The sequence below is a fragment of the Dorea sp. 210702-DFI.3.17 genome (assembly GCF_020560825.1).
Taxonomy (GTDB): Bacteria; Bacillota; Clostridia; order Lachnospirales; family Lachnospiraceae; genus Dorea; species Dorea formicigenerans.
The window spans coordinates 1-18,469 of record NZ_JAJCNB010000042.1 but is presented as its reverse complement, the minus strand read 5'-3'; the positions used below and the strand labels follow the sequence as shown (position 1 = coordinate 18,469).

14 protein-coding genes, 5 tRNA genes and 1 riboswitch are annotated in these 18,469 nt (G+C 43.6%); all 19 genes read left to right on the top strand.

Annotated features, from left to right (window positions below; genetic code table 11):
- Positions 1-87: 87 nt before the first annotated feature.
- Positions 88-169 (top strand) — tRNA-Tyr (locus tag LI149_RS13590).
- Between the two features lie 17 nt (positions 170-186).
- Positions 187-259: transfer RNA gene (locus LI149_RS13585), tRNA-Thr, on the top strand.
- Between the two features lie 28 nt (positions 260-287).
- A tRNA-Met gene (locus LI149_RS13580) sits at positions 288-361 on the top strand.
- Positions 362-391: 30 nt separating this feature from the next.
- Positions 392-464: transfer RNA gene (locus LI149_RS13575), tRNA-Phe, on the top strand.
- A 32-nt stretch (positions 465-496) separates the two neighbouring features.
- Positions 497-569 (top strand) — tRNA-Lys (locus tag LI149_RS13570).
- 143 nt (positions 570-712) lie between these two features.
- On the top strand, positions 713-2,701 hold the full coding sequence (locus LI149_RS13565; RefSeq protein WP_227143514.1) for an acyltransferase family protein: 1,989 nt from the start codon (positions 713-715) through the stop codon (positions 2,699-2,701).
- Positions 2,702-3,139: 438 nt separating this feature from the next.
- Positions 3,140-3,250, top strand: a riboswitch (glycine riboswitch).
- A gap of 106 nt (positions 3,251-3,356) precedes the next feature.
- Entirely contained in the window at positions 3,357-4,598 is a 1,242-nt protein-coding gene (gene glyA, locus LI149_RS13560) for a serine hydroxymethyltransferase (protein WP_227143515.1), read from the top strand.
- A gap of 39 nt (positions 4,599-4,637) precedes the next feature.
- Complete coding sequence (gcvT, locus tag LI149_RS13555) at positions 4,638-5,729, top strand: glycine cleavage system aminomethyltransferase GcvT (protein ID WP_227143513.1); 1,092 nt, start codon at positions 4,638-4,640, stop codon at positions 5,727-5,729.
- A gap of 52 nt (positions 5,730-5,781) precedes the next feature.
- Positions 5,782-6,159: a glycine cleavage system protein GcvH gene (gene gcvH, locus LI149_RS13550; RefSeq protein ID WP_227143512.1), complete on the top strand. Its 378-nt coding sequence runs from the start codon at positions 5,782-5,784 to the stop codon at positions 6,157-6,159.
- Between the two features lie 25 nt (positions 6,160-6,184).
- A complete protein-coding gene (gene gcvPA, locus LI149_RS13545; RefSeq protein ID WP_227143511.1) occupies positions 6,185-7,495 on the top strand; it encodes an aminomethyl-transferring glycine dehydrogenase subunit GcvPA in 1,311 nt (436 codons plus the stop codon).
- 3 nt (positions 7,496-7,498) lie between these two features.
- Entirely contained in the window at positions 7,499-8,932 is a 1,434-nt protein-coding gene (gene gcvPB, locus LI149_RS13540; RefSeq protein WP_227079158.1) for an aminomethyl-transferring glycine dehydrogenase subunit GcvPB, read from the top strand.
- Between the two features lie 60 nt (positions 8,933-8,992).
- Positions 8,993-9,991 carry a lipoate--protein ligase gene (locus LI149_RS13535; protein WP_227143510.1) on the top strand — a complete coding sequence of 333 codons (999 nt, stop codon included), beginning with the start codon at positions 8,993-8,995 and terminating at the stop codon, positions 9,989-9,991.
- A gap of 132 nt (positions 9,992-10,123) precedes the next feature.
- Positions 10,124-11,530 carry a dihydrolipoyl dehydrogenase gene (gene lpdA / locus LI149_RS13530; protein WP_227143509.1) on the top strand — a complete coding sequence of 469 codons (1,407 nt, stop codon included), beginning with the start codon at positions 10,124-10,126 and terminating at the stop codon, positions 11,528-11,530.
- Positions 11,531-11,698: 168 nt separating this feature from the next.
- Positions 11,699-12,370 carry an L-serine ammonia-lyase, iron-sulfur-dependent subunit beta gene (gene sdaAB / locus LI149_RS13525; RefSeq protein ID WP_117614112.1) on the top strand — a complete coding sequence of 224 codons (672 nt, stop codon included), beginning with the start codon at positions 11,699-11,701 and terminating at the stop codon, positions 12,368-12,370.
- Positions 12,371-12,372: 2 nt separating this feature from the next.
- The gene (sdaAA, locus tag LI149_RS13520) at positions 12,373-13,242 is read left to right on the top strand and encodes an L-serine ammonia-lyase, iron-sulfur-dependent, subunit alpha (RefSeq protein WP_227143508.1); all 870 of its coding nucleotides are present in this window, start codon (positions 12,373-12,375) and stop codon (positions 13,240-13,242) included.
- A 105-nt stretch (positions 13,243-13,347) separates the two neighbouring features.
- Positions 13,348-14,205, top strand: coding sequence for a YitT family protein (locus LI149_RS13515; RefSeq protein ID WP_227143507.1), 858 nt, complete (start codon positions 13,348-13,350; stop codon positions 14,203-14,205).
- Between the two features lie 35 nt (positions 14,206-14,240).
- Positions 14,241-14,435, top strand: a complete 195-nt coding sequence (locus LI149_RS13510) for a hypothetical protein (RefSeq protein WP_173786437.1) — start codon at positions 14,241-14,243, stop codon at positions 14,433-14,435.
- Positions 14,436-14,674: 239 nt separating this feature from the next.
- Complete coding sequence (locus tag LI149_RS13505) at positions 14,675-17,218, top strand: cation-translocating P-type ATPase (protein WP_227143506.1); 2,544 nt, start codon at positions 14,675-14,677, stop codon at positions 17,216-17,218.
- A 37-nt stretch (positions 17,219-17,255) separates the two neighbouring features.
- The gene (locus LI149_RS13500; RefSeq protein ID WP_227143505.1) at positions 17,256-18,416 is read left to right on the top strand and encodes an AI-2E family transporter; all 1,161 of its coding nucleotides are present in this window, start codon (positions 17,256-17,258) and stop codon (positions 18,414-18,416) included.
- Positions 18,417-18,469: the final 53 nt, after the last annotated feature.

Genomic DNA, 18,469 nt, shown 5'->3' with positions numbered 1-18,469 from the left:
AGAGCATCTGCCTTACAAGCAGAGGGTCATAGGTTCGAGCCCTATTGGTCCCATTACAACTTAAAAGTTGTTAGTTATATTGAATATGGGTGGATTCCCGAGTGGCCAAAGGGGACAGACTGTAAATCTGCTGCTTAATGCTTCGGTGGTTCGAATCCACCTCCACCCATTAGCCTAAAGGCTTGCGCCGATGTGGCTCAATTGGCAGAGCAGCTGATTTGTAATCAGCAGGTTATCGGTTCGAGTCCGATCATCGGCTTAACTCTTTTAAAGAGAAATTTTAATATCGCGGGGTGGAGCAGTCTGGAAGCTCGTCGGGCTCATAACCCGAAGGTCGTAGGTTCAAATCCTGCCCCCGCAATTTACATTGGCAATAGCTGATGTGATGAATGCCCAGATAGCTCAGTTGGTAGAGCAGAGGACTGAAAATCCTCGTGTCACTGGTTCGATTCCGGTTCTGGGCATTTTCCTTTATGATTAGCATATTGGAAGAGACGGGCGTGTAGCTCAGGTGGTAGAGCACTTGACTTTTAATCAAGTTGTCCGGGGTTCGAATCCCCGCACGCTCATGCAGATAAGCAAGAACTTTAAAGGTTCTTGCTTTTTTTTGTACTTTTATTTAATATTATGTATAATAGATATTAGAGACAAGAGGAGAGGCAACAGAAGTTATGAGCTAAACAATAAAAAGTACAAATGAGGATGAAGAGTTATGGGGAAAAAGAGAAGATACATCACAGGGCTTGATGGTATAAGAGCAATTGCGGTTATTATGGTACTGGCATATCATTTGAAGCTGGCTTTATTTAAGAGCGGCTTTCTTGGTGTGACAGTATTTTTTGTTTTATCAGGATATTTAATTACAGGCATACTGATTTCCGAAGTAGAAGAAGAAGGAACAATAGATTTGAAGAACTTTTGGCTGAGGCGTATCAGGCGTCTTGTTCCGGCAGTTATGTCAATGGCAGTTGTTATAATATTTGTCAGCGCAGTCGTAAACAGGATTATTTTTACAAAGGGCTGTAAGGATTTTCTGGCATCTGTTCTGGGATTTAATAACTGGTGGCAGATTTTTAATAAGGTATCTTACTTTGAAGCGGCCGGAGTAACGTCACCATTTACGCATTGTCGGTCACTGGCGATTGAAACACAATTTTATCTGATATATCCATTGATTCTTCTGGGAATCTATAAGTTAGCAAAAAGCAGAGGAGAGGGACGGGCAAAGAGAGGTCTTTTGTTTGCCGGAGTAACGCTGTTGCTGGCGCTGATCTCAGTAATTTTGATGATTGTATTATTTGATCCACAGCAGGATGCCAGCCGGGTATATTATGGGACAGACACGAGAGCATTTTCCCTTTTATTCGGTGCATTACTTGCAATTCTGTGGGAGTACCGGATGGTTCCAAGAAGGCTTTCAGCTAGTGTCAATATGGTTTTGGGCAGTGTGTCTTTTGCAGTGTTGCTCGTGATGACGATAGCAATCAATGGTTCCAGTAATTTCTGGTACAGAGGAGGACAATTTTTTGGAACAATTCTGACCGTATTGATGGTCTATGCAGTATCAGGACGAAAGACCTGGCTTAGCAGATTCTTAAGTAATCCAGTATTGAAATGGATTGGGGATCGTTCATACAGCATATATCTGTGGCATTATCCAATCATTTTGTTAATCAGTAAGGGGATAAAGGCATCCTGGTGGATTACATTGATTGAAATTGTATTAAGTGTTGTCCTGGCAGAGCTTTCTTATCGTTTTATTGAGACACCGATCCGCCATGGTATTATTGGGGAATATTTGAATATTTTAAGAAGCAGACCGAAATCCAGGCAGGAGAAGAAGCGCCAGATACAGGTGGCAAGAAGAAGTTTAAAGGTAATGGCAGGCACATTTGTACTGACCGTGTCACTGATACTTTGCATGGTATTTGTGCCGAAGAAAAATGCATTGGATACATTACAAAAACGTGAGACAAAGGCAAAAGAGACCGGTAAGATGACGGAAGAACAACTTGCAAAGCAGAAAGCGAATGGTTCAGAGAGTGATGATACCATCTGTACGGCTGATCTGACGGATGATGAGATTCTGGAAGGTTTAAATCTCCTGCTCATCGGGGATTCTATTGCAGTTGATGTGACAGATGATTTTTATGAAATGTTTCCAAACAGCGTCAGTGATACTAAAATCGGACGGATCACATCACTTGGTAAACAAGTTCTTGATTCCTACATTGACGAAAAGAAATGGGAGGGAGAAGGCGTCATATTTGCATCACTTTCGAACAGTCCGATCAATGGTGAACTTGAAGATATTCGGGAGAAGATAGGGAAGGATATGCCATTGTTTCTGACAACAGTCCGGATTCCGCATGATACGTTCGAAGAGGAAAGCAACAGCAAGATAAAAAAATTCGTAGAAGAAAATGATCATACATATCTGATCGACTGGTATGCTGCAAGCGAGGGTCATGATGAGTATTTTGATGCAGACGATACACATTTGCTCCCGGCAGGTGCGAAAGCATATGCAAAATGTATCAAGGAGGCTGTACTGGCTGCATATAAGAAAGAGAATATCGAAATTCCTAAGTCAAGATTGAGCAGTGGTGCAGATACAAGTACGGACAGCAGTAATGCCAGTAGTACAGATTCCAATACGGATAGTAGCAATGACAATCGTACAGATACAAGTACAGAATAGTTGTTATCTCAGTCGAGAAGACTCCCACCTTCAGGTGGTGAGTAATAGTAAATTTGTCTCAGTGGGAGATAGGTCTCCGACTGAGATAAACGCTCCGCGAGGATGCGCAGTGATTCTGATAGGAATATGTCAGCTTCTCTGACCAGAATCACGCGCCAAGTCTCACGGACGTTCGACTTGAATTACTGAGAAAAACGCATGTAAAACTGGTGTAAAGGCTGTAAATACGGTGTCAGATATTTAACGATAATCACTGATAGAATTCTAACAAGTAAGAAAAATATTTAACGCTTGACTTTATTATCAGACAGCTGTATTCTGAGGTTAAGTTGAAGGAAGGACTTGTGAGATACCACTATCATGTGAGACGCGACACATGGAATGATAGACTGGAGCCGAAGGGGCAAGCAGAAACTCTCAGGCAAAAGGAACGGGTCTGGACAACACTCTGGAGAACAATGGAAGGGATTGTACCGAAGAAGTAACTTACCTGCCATACACGCGAAGACCGGTAAGTAATCTTTCAGGTGAAAGGACAGAGGCAGATAAAAAATAATTAGTCTTAAGATTGTTAAGAAATTATTTTTTACCTGCTTTTTTTGTACCCTTTTTTTAAAATTTTTGGGGAAATTTGGAGGATGATTAGAAAATGAACATGGTTGAACAGGTAACAGATTATGTGAAGAACTATGACGAAGAGGTTGGAAAAGCAATTGAGTTGGAGCTTGGACGCCAGAGAAGAAACCTGGAGCTGATTGCATCTGAGAACATTATCAGCCCGGCAGTGATGATGGCTATGGCAACTGTACCGGCAAATAAATACGCAGAAGGATATCCGGGCAAGAGATATTATGGGGGCTGCGAGAATGTAGATATTATTGAAAATCTGGCAATTGAGAGATTAAAAGAATTATTTGGCTGTGATCATGCATGTGTTCAGCCGCACTCAGGAGCAAATGCAAACAATGCAGTATATCAGGCACTGATTAAACCGGGTGACACAGTAATGGGACTGAACCTGGCACACGGCGGACATCTGACACATGGATCACCGGTAAACCAATCCGGTATTTTATATAATTTTGTACCTTATAACATCAACGATGACGGAGTACTGGATTACGATGAGATTCGAAAACTTGCACATGAATGTAAGCCGAAGATGATTGTTGCAGGAGCTTCCGCTTATCCAAGAGAGATCCGATTCGATATCTTTGCAGATATTGCAAAAGAAGTTGGCGCTTATCTCTTCGTAGATATGGCACATATCGCAGGACTGGTTGCAGCAGGACTTCACCAGAATCCGGTTCCATACGCAGATGTAGTTACAACGACAACGCACAAGACACTGAGAGGACCAAGAGGCGGAGTGATCATGTGTAAGGAAGAACATGCAAAAGCAATTAACAAAGCAATCTTCCCGGGAACTCAGGGGGGTCCGCTGATGCATATTATTGCAGCAAAAGCTGTCTGCTTCGGAGAGGCATTGAAACCAGAGTTCAAAGAGTATCAGAAGCAGGTAGTGAATAACGCGAAAGCACTTGCAGATGCATTGATAGCAGAAGGCTTCAATCTGGTAAGTGGTGGAACGGATAACCACTTGATGTTAGTAGATCTTCAGAACATGAAGATTACCGGAAAAGAACTTCAGAACCGACTGGACGAGGTTTACATCACAGTCAATAAGAACTCAGTACCAAATGATCCGGCAAGTCCATTTGTAACAAGTGGAATCAGAATCGGTACACCGGCAGTTACAACAAGAGGACTGAAGGAAGAGGATATGAAGACAATCGCAAAACTGATCAAGATGACGGTGACAGACTTTGAGACAAAGGCAGATGAGATTAGAGATGAAGTCACAAAAATCTGCGAGAAATATCCATTATACGAATAAAATTAACGTGTCTATTAAGAATAAGAAGGAGGATTTGACATGGAGTTAAAAACACCACTTTATGATGCGCATGTGAAAGCAGGCGGTAAGATCGTTCCATTTGCAGGATATCTCTTACCGGTACAGTATGGAACAGGTGTTATCACAGAGCATATGACAGTTAGAGAAAAAGCGGGACTTTTCGATGTGTCTCATATGGGAGAGGTATTGTGCCAGGGAAAAGATGCACTTGCAAACCTGCAGAAGCTGCTGACAAATGATTTTACTAACATGGTAGATGGGCAAGCAAGATACAGCCCGATGTGTAACGAGAATGGTGGAACAGTAGATGACCTGATCGTATACAAACGTGGAGACAATGATTACTTTATCGTAGTAAATGCGGCGAACAAAGATAAAGATTATCAGTGGATGTTAGACCATCAATTCGGAGAGGTCACATTTACAGATGCATCTTCTGAGTATGGACAGATTGCACTTCAGGGACCGAAAGCAATGGAGATTCTGAAGAAATTAACGGCAGAAGAGAACATTCCAAAGAAATATTATCATGCAGTATTTGATACAGAGGTAGCTGGAATTCCATGTATCATTTCCAAGACAGGATACACAGGAGAAGACGGAGTCGAGTTATATCTGGCAAGTGAAAATGCTGAGAAAATGTGGGATGCACTTTTAGAGGCCGGAAAAGATGAAGGGCTGATTCCGTGTGGACTTGGAGCCAGAGATACACTTCGTATGGAAGCAGCAATGCCGCTGTACGGACATGAGATGGATGATGAAATATCACCACTTGAGACAGGCCTGAAATTTGCAGTCAAGATGGGAAAAGAGGAAGACTTCATCGGAAAGAAAGCCATGGAAGAGCGTGGTGAGCCGAAGATTACAAGAATCGGACTCAAAGTAACCGGAAGAGGAATTATCCGTGAACATCAGGATATCTATGTTGGAGACAAGAAAATCGGACATACAACAAGCGGAACACATTGTCCGTTCCTGGGATATCCAATCGCAATGGCATTAGTAGATGCCGGAAGTGTAGAGATCGGTAATAAAGTAGAAGTAGATGTAAGAGGACGTAAAGTCGAGGCAGAAGTCATAGCACTGCCATTCTACAAGAGAGCGAAATAAGTTTTGTTGAAGGATTAAAAAAGAGAATATATAAAAAAAGGAGATTATTAAAATGGAAATCAGAGAAGGATTATTATATGCAAAATCACATGAGTGGGTAAAAGAAGAAGGAGATGTTGTTACAATTGGTCTTACAGACTACGCACAGTCTGAGCTTGGAGACTTAGTATTTGTAAATCTTCCGGAAGAGGGAGACAGCGTATCCGTTGGTGAGGCATTTGGTGATGTTGAGTCTGTAAAGGCTGTTTCCGATGTATATTCACCGGTTTCCGGAGTTGTGTGTGAGATTAACGAGGAGCTCTTAGATGCACCGGAATCTATCAACGGAGCACCATATGATGCATGGTTTATCAAAGTAAAAGAAGTATCTGAGAAAGAGGAATTATTATCCTCATCAGAATACGAGGCATTTGTAGCAAGCGAGCAGTAAGACAAAGACGGGAGGTGGACGGCATATGGGAAGCTATGTACCGAATACGTTAGAAGAACGTCAGGAAATGTTAAAAGAGATCGGATACAGTTCTATCGAGGATCTGTTCGCACATATTCCTGATGAGGTTAAGATCAAAGGCGGACTGAATATTCCGGAAGGAAAGTCAGAGCTGGAAGTCCGCAGAGAGATGGAAAATATTGCATCAAAGAATCAGGTATTTAAGACCATTTTCCGAGGTGCAGGAGCATACAGACATTTTATTCCATCCATAGTGAACAGTGTGATTTCAAAAGAAAATCTGCTGACAGCATATACACCGTATCAGGCAGAGATCAGTCAGGGAATCTTACAGTCCATTTTCGAGTATCAGACAATGATCTGTGATCTGACCGGAATGGACGTGTCCAATGCCTGTGTGTATGACGGTGCCGAGGCGGCAGCAGAAGGTGTGGCAATGTGCCAGGAGAGAAAGCGTAAGAAAGCCTTCGTATCCACAGCGATCTTGCCGGATGCACTGGCAACGATACATACGTATTGTCATGGAAATGGAATGGAGATCGTGGAGATTCCGGAAAAAGACGGCGTGACAGATCTGGATTATCTGAAAGAAAATATAGACGAGCAGACAGCATGTGTCTATATCCAACATCCGAACTATTACGGTAATCTGGAAGATGCACAGGCAATCGGGGAAATTGCTCATGGTGCCGGGGCAAAATATATCATGGGTGTGAATCCAATCTCCCTTGGAATCATCAAGACACCGGCAGAGTACGGTGCAGATGTGGCAGTCGGAGATGGACAGCCACTGGGACTTCCACTTGGATTTGGAGGACCATACTTAGGATTTATGGCAGCCACAGAAGGCATGATGAGAAAGCTTCCGGGAAGAATTGTCGGTCAGACAGAAGACCATAATGGAAAGACCGGATATGTATTGACACTTCAGGCAAGAGAGCAGCATATCCGCAGAGAAAAAGCTTCCAGTAACATTTGTTCCAATCAGGCACTTTGCGCGCTGGCAGTTGGCGTGTACATGTCGGCTATGGGAAGTGAAGGAATCAAAGAAGCAGCGCTTCAGTCTACTTCCAAAGCACATTATCTGGCAGCAGAGCTTGATAAGATCGGATTCAAAGTAGAGAATAAGGGAGAATTCTTCCACGAATTTGTAACTGTATCTGAAAAATGTCCTTGCGAAGCATTAAAGGCGCTGGAAGAGCATGGAATCCTGGGAGGATATCCACTTGGAAACCACCGAGTATTATGGTGCTGTACAGAGATGAACACAAAAGAAGAGATGGATGAAGTTATCCGCATTTTAAAGGAGGTGTAGAGCATGTTAGTATTTGAAAAAAGCAGAGCCGGACGAGGCATGAGCATGCTCCCAGCCTGCGATGTAGAAATCAAAAAACCTGGTGAGAAGGATGCAAGACAAAAAGAGCTTCACCTTCCGCAAATGTCTGAGAATGACCTTTCCAGACACTATACAGAACTGGCAAAGAAATCCCATGGAGTCAATGATGGATTCTATCCACTTGGATCTTGTACGATGAAGTACAATCCGAAAATTAATGAAGATATGGCAGCATTGCCTGGATTTACCCAGATCCATCCGCTGCAGCCAGAACATTCTGTACAGGGATGCCTGGAAGTTCTGAAAAAATCCGAAGAATACCTGTGCGAGATCACAGGAATGGACGGTATGACATTCCAGCCTGCAGCAGGAGCTCACGGAGAGTTTACAGGTCTGATGCTCATTAAGGCATATCATGAAAGCAGAGGAGACGAGAAGAGAACAAAAATCATTGTACCGGATTCTGCGCATGGAACCAACCCGGCTAGTGCTACAATGGCAGGCTATAAGGTAGTCAGCATTGCATCTGCACCGGACGGAGGAGTAGACCTTGAAGCGTTAAAGGCAGCATGTGGAGAAGATACTGCAGGACTGATGCTGACCAATCCGAACACTGTCGGACTGTTTGACAAAAATATTTTAAAAATTACAGAAATCGTACATGAATGCGGCGGTCTTTGCTATTACGATGGAGCAAATCTGAATGCAGTTATGGGAACTGTAAGACCTGGAGATATGGGATTCGACGTGATTCACCTGAACCTTCATAAGACATTTTCAACACCTCATGGAGGCGGAGGTCCGGGAAGCGGACCGGTTGGCTGCAAGAGTATGTTGCTGCAGTTCCTGCCATCCTACAGAGTGGTAGAAAAAGAAGGGGCTTTGGCAATGGAGAAAGCCGAGCACAGCATTGGTGAGATGAAAGAATTCTATGGAAACTTCCTTGTAGTTGTCAAAGCACTGACTTACCTGATGACACTTGGAAAAGAAGGAATTCCGGAGGCAAGCCAGAACGCAGTTCTGAACGCGAACTATATGATGAACAAGTTAAAAGACCTCTATACAATGGCATATGATGAGGTATGCATGCATGAGTTTGTTATGAGTCTGGAAGATCTGAAGAAGAAAGCAGGTGTATCTGCAATGGATATCGCAAAAGGACTTCTGGATAACGGAATCCATCCGCCTACAATGTACTTCCCGTTAATCGTACATGAAGCGCTGATGGTAGAGCCGACAGAGACAGAGTCAAAAGAAGTACTGGATCATGCAATTGAGGTATTTCGTAAGCTTTACAATGACGCACTTGAGAATTCGGAAAGCCTGCTTCAGGCACCGGTGACAACACCGGTCACAAGAATGGATGAGGTAGAGGCAGCGAGACATCCGGTATTGAAATATGAGTTTGAATCATAATTCGCAGATGTAACAACAAGAATATAAAAAATTGAAAAGAATAGGATAAGGGGATCGCATATGGTAGAGAAGATTACTTACATTGAGAGCGGTCAGTTTCATCCATATAAAAATCTTGCAGTGGAGGAGTATTTACTCCTCCACTGTGAACCTCAGGAGTGTATTTTATATTTGTGGCAGAATCAGAATACCGTTGTAATCGGAAGAAATCAGAATGCCTGGAAAGAATGTAAAGTTGAAAGTCTTGAGGAAAATGGAGGACATCTGGCACGTCGTCTTTCCGGTGGCGGAGCAGTATATCATGATCTGGGAAATCTGAATTTCACATTTCTCGTATCAAAAGAAAATTACAGCATTGACAGACAGTTGGAAGTTATTGTCAAAGCAGTGCAAAAGTTAGGTGCAAAAGCGGAGAAGTCCGGAAGAAATGACATTTTGATTGATGGAAAGAAATTTTCCGGAAATGCATTTTATGAGCAGGAGCAGCATTGCTATCATCACGGAACATTGATGATGAATGTGAACAAAGAGATGCTTTCCAAGTATCTGACTGTATCAAAGGAAAAATTACAGTCCAAAGGTGTGGATTCTGTAAAATCAAGAGTGACTAATCTGGTGGATTACATACCGGATCTGACACTGGAAGCGTTGAAAAAAGCATTAAGGGAAGCATTTGAGGAGGCCTATGGTCTGAAATCAAATGAGCGTAAGATGGATGACCTGGATCAGAAAGAGATTGAAAATCGGACGAAACATTTTTCATCATGGAACTGGTTATATGGACGAAAAATAGATTTTCAGTATGAGATATCAAAGAGATTTTCGTGGGGACAGATAAATATTCAGTTCCAGGTGGATAAAGGAAAGATTTCTGATGTCAATGTGTACTCAGATTCGCTGAAACCTATGACGATCGAGAAGCTTCCGAAGTATTTAAAAGGTATCCGTTATCATAAGAAGAATATTTGCTCAGAGCTTAGACTTTACTGGGCTGAGGACAAGCAGGAAGAAGAGATGATAGCAGATATTATCGAGTGGATAAAAGAGGAAGAACTCTAGCAGAAAAAATGTCTTTCCGAATTCAATTCAAGTGTTACATCCAGTTGAACAAGGTGGAAAGATATGAAAGAAGTTGTGGAAAAAGACACTGCCATCTGGCAGTATTGTGGATAATTACAGGAGGACATCAGTATGAGCGAGAAATATGATGTAATCGTGATCGGTGCCGGACCGGGAGGATATGTGGCAGCTATTAAGGCAGCAAAGCTTGGATTTAAAACAGCAGTTGTTGAGGCAAGAGAAGCAGGCGGAACATGTCTGAACCGTGGATGTATTCCGGCAAAAGCAATGATTCATGCTGCAGAGGTATATAGAAGCGCAAAAGAGTGTGAGCGCTTTGGTATCCATGCAGAAAATGTAACATTTGATTTTGAAAAAATATTTGAATATAAAGAAGAGACAACAAAACAGCTTGTGTCAGGTGTGGAAGGGCTGTTCAAGGGCAACGAAGTGGACCAGATTGCTGGAAAAGGAACCCTTCTTCCAGATAAGAAAGTAAAAGTTGTGTCTGAAGATGGCGAGCAGATTTTAGAGGCGGAGCACATTATCCTGGCAGCAGGATCTAAGCCGTTGATCCTGCCGATTCCAGGTATGGATCTTCCGGGAGTCCTGACCAGTGATGAACTGTTCCGTATGAAGAGTGTGCCGGAGAGCCTGACAATTATCGGTGGCGGAGTTATCAGTGTGGAATTCGCAACGGTTTACGCAGAACTTGGCTGTAAGGTGACGATTCTTGAGGCACTTCCGAGAATTCTTCCGAATATGGATAAGGAGATTTCTCAGAATCTGAAATTGATTTTGAAAAAACGTGGCATTGATATTCACACAGCAGCTGCTGTACAGGGTGTAGAAGCAGATGGAGACCAGTACATTTGTAAGTATGTGGAGAAAGAAAAAGAGCAGAGTGCAGCCTCCCAGTATGTATTATGTGCGGTTGGAAGATGCCCGAACACAGATGGACTCTTTGCAGAAGATGCGACACCGGAAATGAACCGAGGACGTGTCGTTGTAGATGAGAAGTTCGAGACAAGTATTCCGGGCGTGTATGCAATCGGAGATCTGATTTTTGGAGCACAGCTTGCCCATACGGCAAGTGCCCAGGGAATCCAGGTTGCAGAGCAGCTTGCCGGAAAAGAAGTGTCTGTCGATGTCAATGTAGTTCCGGGTTGTGTATACACAGATCCTGAGATTGCATCTGTCGGTATCACGGAAGATGAGGCAAAAGAAAAAGGTATCGCTGTCAAAGTTGGTAAGTTCATTATGAGTGCCAACGGAAAATCTCTCATCACAAAAGAGGAGCGGGGATTTATTAAAATCGTTGCAGAAGAAGAGAGTGGCGTGATTGTCGGGGCACAGATGATGTGTGCAAGAGCGACCGACATGATCGGTGAATTCGTGACAGCAGTTGCCAATAATATGACAGTATCACAGCTTCTGAAAGGTATGCGGGCACATCCGACTTACAATGAAGGAATCGGAGAAGCGCTTGAAGAGCTGGAAGGCGGAGCTATCCATGTAATGCCGAAGAAAAAGAAATAAAAGTGGCAGTAAATCCAAGGGGAATAGAAATTGCAGAAAAATTTGGAATGTAGATTTCAGAGTTGTCATTGCGGCATTTTTCGTGTATGGTGTAACTATATATAATGATTACAAACAGCAGTGAGATAATAGGAAAAAGTTTTATAGACATTTAAGGAGGAGCTTGCAATGAGCAGCATATTTGACATATTAGGGCCAATTATGGTCGGTCCGTCCAGTTCTCATACAGCGGGGGCAGTGCGGATCGGCTATACAGCCAGACAACTTTTTGGAGAACCGGTGAAAAAAGCAGAAGTGTATCTGCACGGATCATTTGCGGCGACAGGAGAAGGTCATGGAACAGACAAGGCGATCATTGCGGGTCTTCTTGGAATGAAACCAGATGATCTTCGAATCCCGGATAGTTTTACAGTAGCAGAAGAAAATGGCATGGAATTTACCATTGCAAAAAAAGAAATCCGCGGCGCACATCCGAATACAGCAAGAGTGATCATGGAAAATGGTGCGGATAAAAAGATGGTCATGCAGGCATACTCTATTGGAGGAGGCCGGATCCGTGTCAGTGTGCTTGACGGGATAGAAGTTGATTTCAGTGGGGAGAGCAATACGTTGATCGTACGGAATATGGACCGCCCGGGCTGTATTACAGAGGTAAGCGCGGCACTGAGCCGGGAGAAGATCAATGTTGCGACGATGCAGGTGTTCCGTCACAAAAGAGGCGGTCTTGCCGTTATGGTCGTAGAAACAGATCAGTCTATACCGGAAAATGTTGTGGCTGAACTGAAAAAGAAAGAGGATATTCTGGAAGTAATATCTCTGAATCTGGAGGAGGGACGATAGTTATGGCATATCAGGCAGTGGATGAGATCATGGCAAGATGCGAAAAAGACAGTGTAGAATTCTGGAAAGCCGTTCAGCTTGAGGACTGCGAGGAAAACGGAATCAGCGAAGAAGAGTCCTGGAATCAGATGACACATATGTGGAATTCTATGAAAGAGAGTGTTGCAGCATATGACCCGGAGGCAATTTCCAGAAGTGGACTTGTCGGAAGAGAAGGAAAGCTGATGGATGCATATCGTGAGCAGGGGAAACCGTTGTGTGGCGATTTTGTATCCAAAGTTATTGCAAATGCATTAAAAATGGGATGTAACAATGCCTGTATGAAGCGAATTGTGGCAGCTCCGACTGCCGGAGCCTGTGGAGTCATGCCGGCAGTTCTTGTTACTTATTATAAAGAATATGAAGCTTCAGAGGAAACCATGATCCAGGCGATGTATGTGGCAGCAGGAATCGGCCAGGTCATTGCGTCCCGTGCTTCCCTGGCGGGAGCCTCCGGCGGTTGTCAGGCAGAGATAGGTTCTGCTTCCGGAATGGCAGCAGCGGCAATCTGTAGTGTACGAGGCGGAAGTAAAGAGCAGATGGGACATGCATGCGCCATGGCACTTAAGAATCTGATGGGACTTGTCTGTGATCCGGTAGCCGGGCTGGTAGAAGTTCCGTGTGTGAAAAGAAATGTAGGCGGTGCGGTAAACGCTTTGGCGGCAGCAGATATGGCACTGGCAGGAATCGCAAGCCACATTCCGGTAGATCAGGTCATTGATGCCATGGGCGAAGTCGGAATGAAGATGGACGTGTCACTCAGAGAGACAAGTATGGGTGGTGTCGCAACAAGTCCGAAGGGTCTTGAAATTGCAGAGAGACTTGGAATGTAAATATTACGAAAAGGAATGCCGGAGGGCATTCCTTTTTTTAGGAGAGTATGTTATAACAAAGATAAACAATCAAGTGTCATGAGTAAGGGAAAGAGGGGATAAATTATGTTAGATGAGCACATGGGACCGATTAAAAAATACAGTATACTGACTGTGGGGGCAGTCGTACTTGCACTGGCGAACTATGTATTTAAGTTTCCGAACCATTTTAGTTTCGGAGGTGTAGCCGGTTTTGCAGTTATTTTAAGTGGAATGTTTGGCGGTTCCGCCAGTACGTACACATTTGTAATCAATATGTTACTGTTATTGATCGCATTTCCAATATTGGGAAAGGAAGTTGCAATGCGGTCTTTCTATGTCAGTATCGTATTCAGTGGTGTGCTGGAAGTTGCGCAGTATGTGTATCCGATAGACAAGCCAATCACGAACCAGCCGGTGCTGGAGCTTGTATTTTCCTTCATGCTGCTAGCAGTGTGTTCCGCGATATTCTTCTTCATGGATGCGTCCAGCGGAGGAACCGATATTATTGCTTTGATATTAAAAAAGTATACCAGCGTGTCAATCGGAATGGCGTTACTGCTTGTAGACTTCGCAGTTGTTGCGATTTCTTTCTTTGTATATAATCCGACCGTTGGACTGTTTTCATTTGCCGGATTCCTTGCAAAATCATTTTTCATTGATTCCGTAATTGAGAGTCTGAACCTGTGTAAATATTTTACAATCGTGTCAGATAATGCTGATACAATCTGCGATTATATTCATAAAGAGCTGAACCACAGTGCGACAATTATGTCTGCAGAAGGATCTTATTCACACGAGCCGAAGAATGTCATCATGACTGTTGTGAACCGTGACCAAGCATTAAAACTGCGGAAATTCGTAAGAAGCGTAGAACCACACGCATTTATGATGATCACAAACAGTAGTGAGATCATAGGAAAAGGATTCCGGAATACGATGTAGGAAAAACGACAAAGGGTGAGATTGATTTTGTAGCAGTGAAAGACGGAAAGAAAAAGTATTACCAGGTCGCATATTTGCTGGCAACGGAAGATGTCATAGAAAGAGAATTTGGAGCATATAAGGATATTCAAGATAATTATCCGAAGTATGTACTTTCCATGGACAGATTTGATTTTTCAAGAGATGGAATTATACATCAGAATGTTATAGATTTTTTGATGGAAAGGTAAAAAACCCCGTTGACAGATTCGAAAGAATCGACTATATTAACATTAATAAAAGGGAGTAACTGGCGCCTGTCAGTCTTGCAAAGTAGAAAATCAGGCGTTTGCGATGTCGTCAGTACGATGAGTGATCATCCGTATCGTAATGAAATGGTGAGACTTTTATTGCATATTTTTGGTGTGCAATAAAGGTCTCTATTTTTGTACACCAGATGAGCCATAATAGGAAAAAGGAGGTACAAATTATGTTGACAAATGAGCAGGCGAAGGAAAATCTAAAGAAATACGGACCGAATGAACTGGAAGAGGGAAAGAAAAAAAGTGTCTTTCAAATATTTTTAGAACAGTTCAAGGATTTTCTGGTAATTATTCTGATCATCTCCGCGGTGATTTCAGGATTTCTTGGAGATGTGGAGAGTGCGATTGTAATCTTTGTAGTTATTACGATGAATGCGATTCTTGGAACGGTGCAGACAGTGAAGGCGGAGCAGTCGCTGAATAGTTTGAAGCAACTGTCGGCACCGGATGCGAAGGTCGTGCGTGACGGGCAGTTAATGCAGGTACCGGCGAGAGAAGTGACCGTCGGTGATGAAGTAATTGTGGAGGCGGGAGACTTAATTCCGGCAGATGGAAAGTTACTTACAGTTGCAAGTCTTAAAGTGGACGAAAGTGCACTTACAGGTGAGAGTCTCCCAGTGGAAAAGTCTTTAGAAGAAGTACCGGAAGGTGCAGCACTTGGAGATCAGACGAACCGGGTATTTTCCGGAAGCTTTGTCACATACGGAAGAGCATCCTTTGAAGTAACGGAAGTCGGAATGAGTACGGAGGTCGGTAAGATTGCCGGGCTTCTGAAAAATGCATCAGAGAAGCAGACACCGCTTCAGAAGAATCTGGATGATTTTGGTAAGAAGTTGTCTATTACGATTCTTGTATTTTGCGGAATTTTATTTGCAATCAGCGTGATCCGTGGAGAATCGATTGTAAATGCATTTCTATTTGCAGTTGCGCTGGCGGTGGCAGCTATCCCGGAGGCGCTTAGTTCTATCGTGACCATCGTGCTTTCCTTTGGTACACAGAAGATGGCGAAGGAGCATGCGATCATCCGCAAGCTTCAGGCAGTCGAAGGACTTGGCAGTGTGTCAATCATCTGCTCTGATAAGACTGGAACTTTGACACAGAATAAAATGACTGTGGAAAATTATTATGTAAATGGTGCAAGTATCTGTTCTGAAGAGATTGATCTGGAGGATCCGGCACAGCGAGAGTTACTGATGTTCAGTATGCTCTGCAATGATTCTACAAATCAAAATGGTCAAGAGATCGGAGATCCGACGGAGACGGCTCTTATTAATCTTGGCAGCCTTCTGGGAGCAGATTATGCACAAGTGCGTGGTAAGTATCCAAGGCTTTCCGAGGTGCCGTTCGACAGTGACAGAAAACTTATGTCCACGGAACATTTTATAGACGGACGGTATGTTATGGTCGTAAAAGGTGCGGTCGATGTGCTCCTTGAGCGTATGAGCCACATTCAGGATGGAGATACTCTAAGAAAGATCACAGAAGAAGACCGCGTCAGAATTGAAGTGCAGAATAAACATTTTTCTGAAAACGGACTGCGTGTACTGGCATTTGCATATAAGACGATGGAACAGGAGCAGGGGCTTACATTAAATGATGAAAATGACCTGACATTCCTGGGACTGATTTCCATGATGGATCCGCCGAGAGTGGAGTCTAAAGATGCAGTTGCAGAATGTATCAAGGCAGGAATCAAGCCAATCATGATTACAGGAGACCACAAAGTAACAGCAGCGGCTATTGCCAAACGAATCGGAATTTTGGAAAATATGTCGGAAGCCTGTGAAGGTGCGGTTATTGAGGATATGACGGACGAAGAACTCCAGGAGTTCGTACCGAACATTTCTGTGTATGCAAGAGTTTCACCGGAACACAAGATCCGTATCGTGCGGGCATGGCAGGAGCGTGGAAATATTGTGGCAATGACGGGAGACGGAGTGAATGACGCTCCGGCACTGAAGCAGGCAGATATCGGAGTTGCCATGGGAATTACGGGAAGTGAAGTGGCGAAAGATGCGGCAGCTATGGTGCTGACGGATGATAACTTTGCAACGATTGTCAAGGCAGTGGAAAATGGACGAAACATTTATCAGAATATTAAAAATGCGATTCAATTTCTGCTTTCCGGAAACTTTGCAGCGATTCTTGCAGTTTTGTACGCATCACTTGCAAGTCTGCCGGTTCCATTTGCACCGGTACATCTGCTGTTCATCAACCTTCTGACAGACAGCCTGCCGGCGATCGCGCTTGGACTGGAGCCGCATAATCCAGAAGTGATGAAAGAAAAACCACGTGCCATGGGAGAGTCCATTTTGACAAAACCATTTCTTACAAGCATCGGAGTGGAAGGTCTGTGTATCGGAATCATGACCATGACAGCATTTATGATCGGATATCGCGATGGAAATGCAGTGCTGGCAAGTACGATGGCATTTGGAACACTTTGCAGCAGCCGTCTGGTTCACGGATTTAACTGTAAAGCAAACAAACCAATCATTTTTACGAAACGATTCTGGAATAACATTTATCTGATCGGAGCATTTGTACTTGGCTGGCTTTTGATTACAGGAGTACTGATGATCCCGGCACTTCAGGGAATGTTCAAAGTGCAGACACTGACGGTGGCACAGTTGATGATTGTATATGGACTGGCTCTTTTGAATCTGCCGGTTATTCAGCTGCTGAAATGGATCAGAACGCGAAAGAAATAGAGGATTTGACAGGATATTGAATAAAGGAAGGAATTAAATGGAACTGAATAAGGAAAATATGCGGAAAATCCGGGAGCTGATTTTGTTTACAGCACTGCTAATCGTGGTGCTGTGGAAATATGAAGAGGTGTTGGAGGTACTGGGATATGTGGGACATCTGATTTTTCCATTTCTGCTTGGAGGAGCCATTGCGTTTGTACTGAATGTACCGATGAACTTTATCGAGCGGCACTTGTTTACGAAAAAAGTAAGAAAAAATAAAGTGGCAGATAAGCTTGCAAGACCGGTGAGTCTGTTGAGTGTACTTTGTATCGTAGTTGGCGTGTTGACGGTAGTGATCTTTGGTGTTGTACCTCAGCTTGTAAATACATTTGGAAATCTGGGGCAGAGTATTACCCAGTTCATCCCACATGCACAGGCGTGGGGAAAAGAGGTCTTTCATGGAAACAAGGAGGTTGTCGAACTGATCAACAGTGTACAGTTTGACTGGGACAAGATTGTGGAGACACTGATTGATTTCCTGAAAAATGGTGCAGGAAATATGCTGAATTCGACACTCACCGCTGCAAAAAGCATTATCAGCGGAGTTTCTACATTTGTCATAGCTTTTGTATTTGCAATTTATATTTTGCTGCAGAAGAAAAAACTGGGAATTCAGGCGAAAAAGGTACTGTTTGCATTCGTACGAAGAGGTCGTGCAGAGGCTGTGGTGGAAGTCTCTTCCCTGACTTACAGCACATTTTCAAGCTTCCTGACCGGACAGTGCCTGGAGGCTGTGATTCTTGGAAGCATGTTCGTATTGGCCATGACGATCTTCCGGCTGCCGTATGCACTGCTGGTGGGAATCTTTATCGCATTTACCGCACTGATACCGATCTTTGGAGCATTCTTAGGCTGTGCGGTGGGAGCATTTTTAATCTTCATGGTCGATCCGATGAAGGCGCTTATGTTCATCGTGTTGTTTCTTGTGCTTCAGCAGATAGAGGGAAACCTGATTTATCCGCATGTAGTAGGTAATTCTGTAGGGCTGCCGTCCATCTGGGTGCTGGCAGCGGTCAGCATCGGAGGCAGCCTTATGGGAGTAGTCGGAATGCTGATATTTATACCGATCGTGTCGGTGGCATATGCACTGTTCCGGGAAATTGTGTATCTGAAGCTGAAAAAACAGGGTGTAGATCCGGCAGAGCTGGAGGAGTAGGGGAGACTGTCCGAAAACTCGGATAATCTAATCTGATGAGAAAAAGATTGATA

Bases quoted from the DNA above. Each gene is read 5' to 3' on its own strand.
- LI149_RS13565 (WP_227143514.1), top strand. From the start codon at position 713: ATGGGGAAAAAGAGAAGATACATCACAGGGCTTGATGGTATAAGAGCA.
- glyA (WP_227143515.1), top strand. From the start codon at position 3,357: ATGGTTGAACAGGTAACAGATTATGTGAAGAACTATGACGAAGAGGTT.
- gcvT (WP_227143513.1), top strand. From the start codon at position 4,638: ATGGAGTTAAAAACACCACTTTATGATGCGCATGTGAAAGCAGGCGGT.
- gcvH (WP_227143512.1), top strand. From the start codon at position 5,782: ATGGAAATCAGAGAAGGATTATTATATGCAAAATCACATGAGTGGGTA.
- gcvPA (WP_227143511.1), top strand. From the start codon at position 6,185: ATGGGAAGCTATGTACCGAATACGTTAGAAGAACGTCAGGAAATGTTA.
- gcvPB (WP_227079158.1), top strand. From the start codon at position 7,499: ATGTTAGTATTTGAAAAAAGCAGAGCCGGACGAGGCATGAGCATGCTC.
- LI149_RS13535 (WP_227143510.1), top strand. From the start codon at position 8,993: ATGGTAGAGAAGATTACTTACATTGAGAGCGGTCAGTTTCATCCATAT.
- lpdA (WP_227143509.1), top strand. From the start codon at position 10,124: ATGAGCGAGAAATATGATGTAATCGTGATCGGTGCCGGACCGGGAGGA.
- sdaAB (WP_117614112.1), top strand. From the start codon at position 11,699: ATGAGCAGCATATTTGACATATTAGGGCCAATTATGGTCGGTCCGTCC.
- sdaAA (WP_227143508.1), top strand. From the start codon at position 12,373: ATGGCATATCAGGCAGTGGATGAGATCATGGCAAGATGCGAAAAAGAC.
- LI149_RS13515 (WP_227143507.1), top strand. From the start codon at position 13,348: ATGTTAGATGAGCACATGGGACCGATTAAAAAATACAGTATACTGACT.
- LI149_RS13505 (WP_227143506.1), top strand. From the start codon at position 14,675: ATGTTGACAAATGAGCAGGCGAAGGAAAATCTAAAGAAATACGGACCG.
- LI149_RS13500 (WP_227143505.1), top strand. From the start codon at position 17,256: ATGGAACTGAATAAGGAAAATATGCGGAAAATCCGGGAGCTGATTTTG.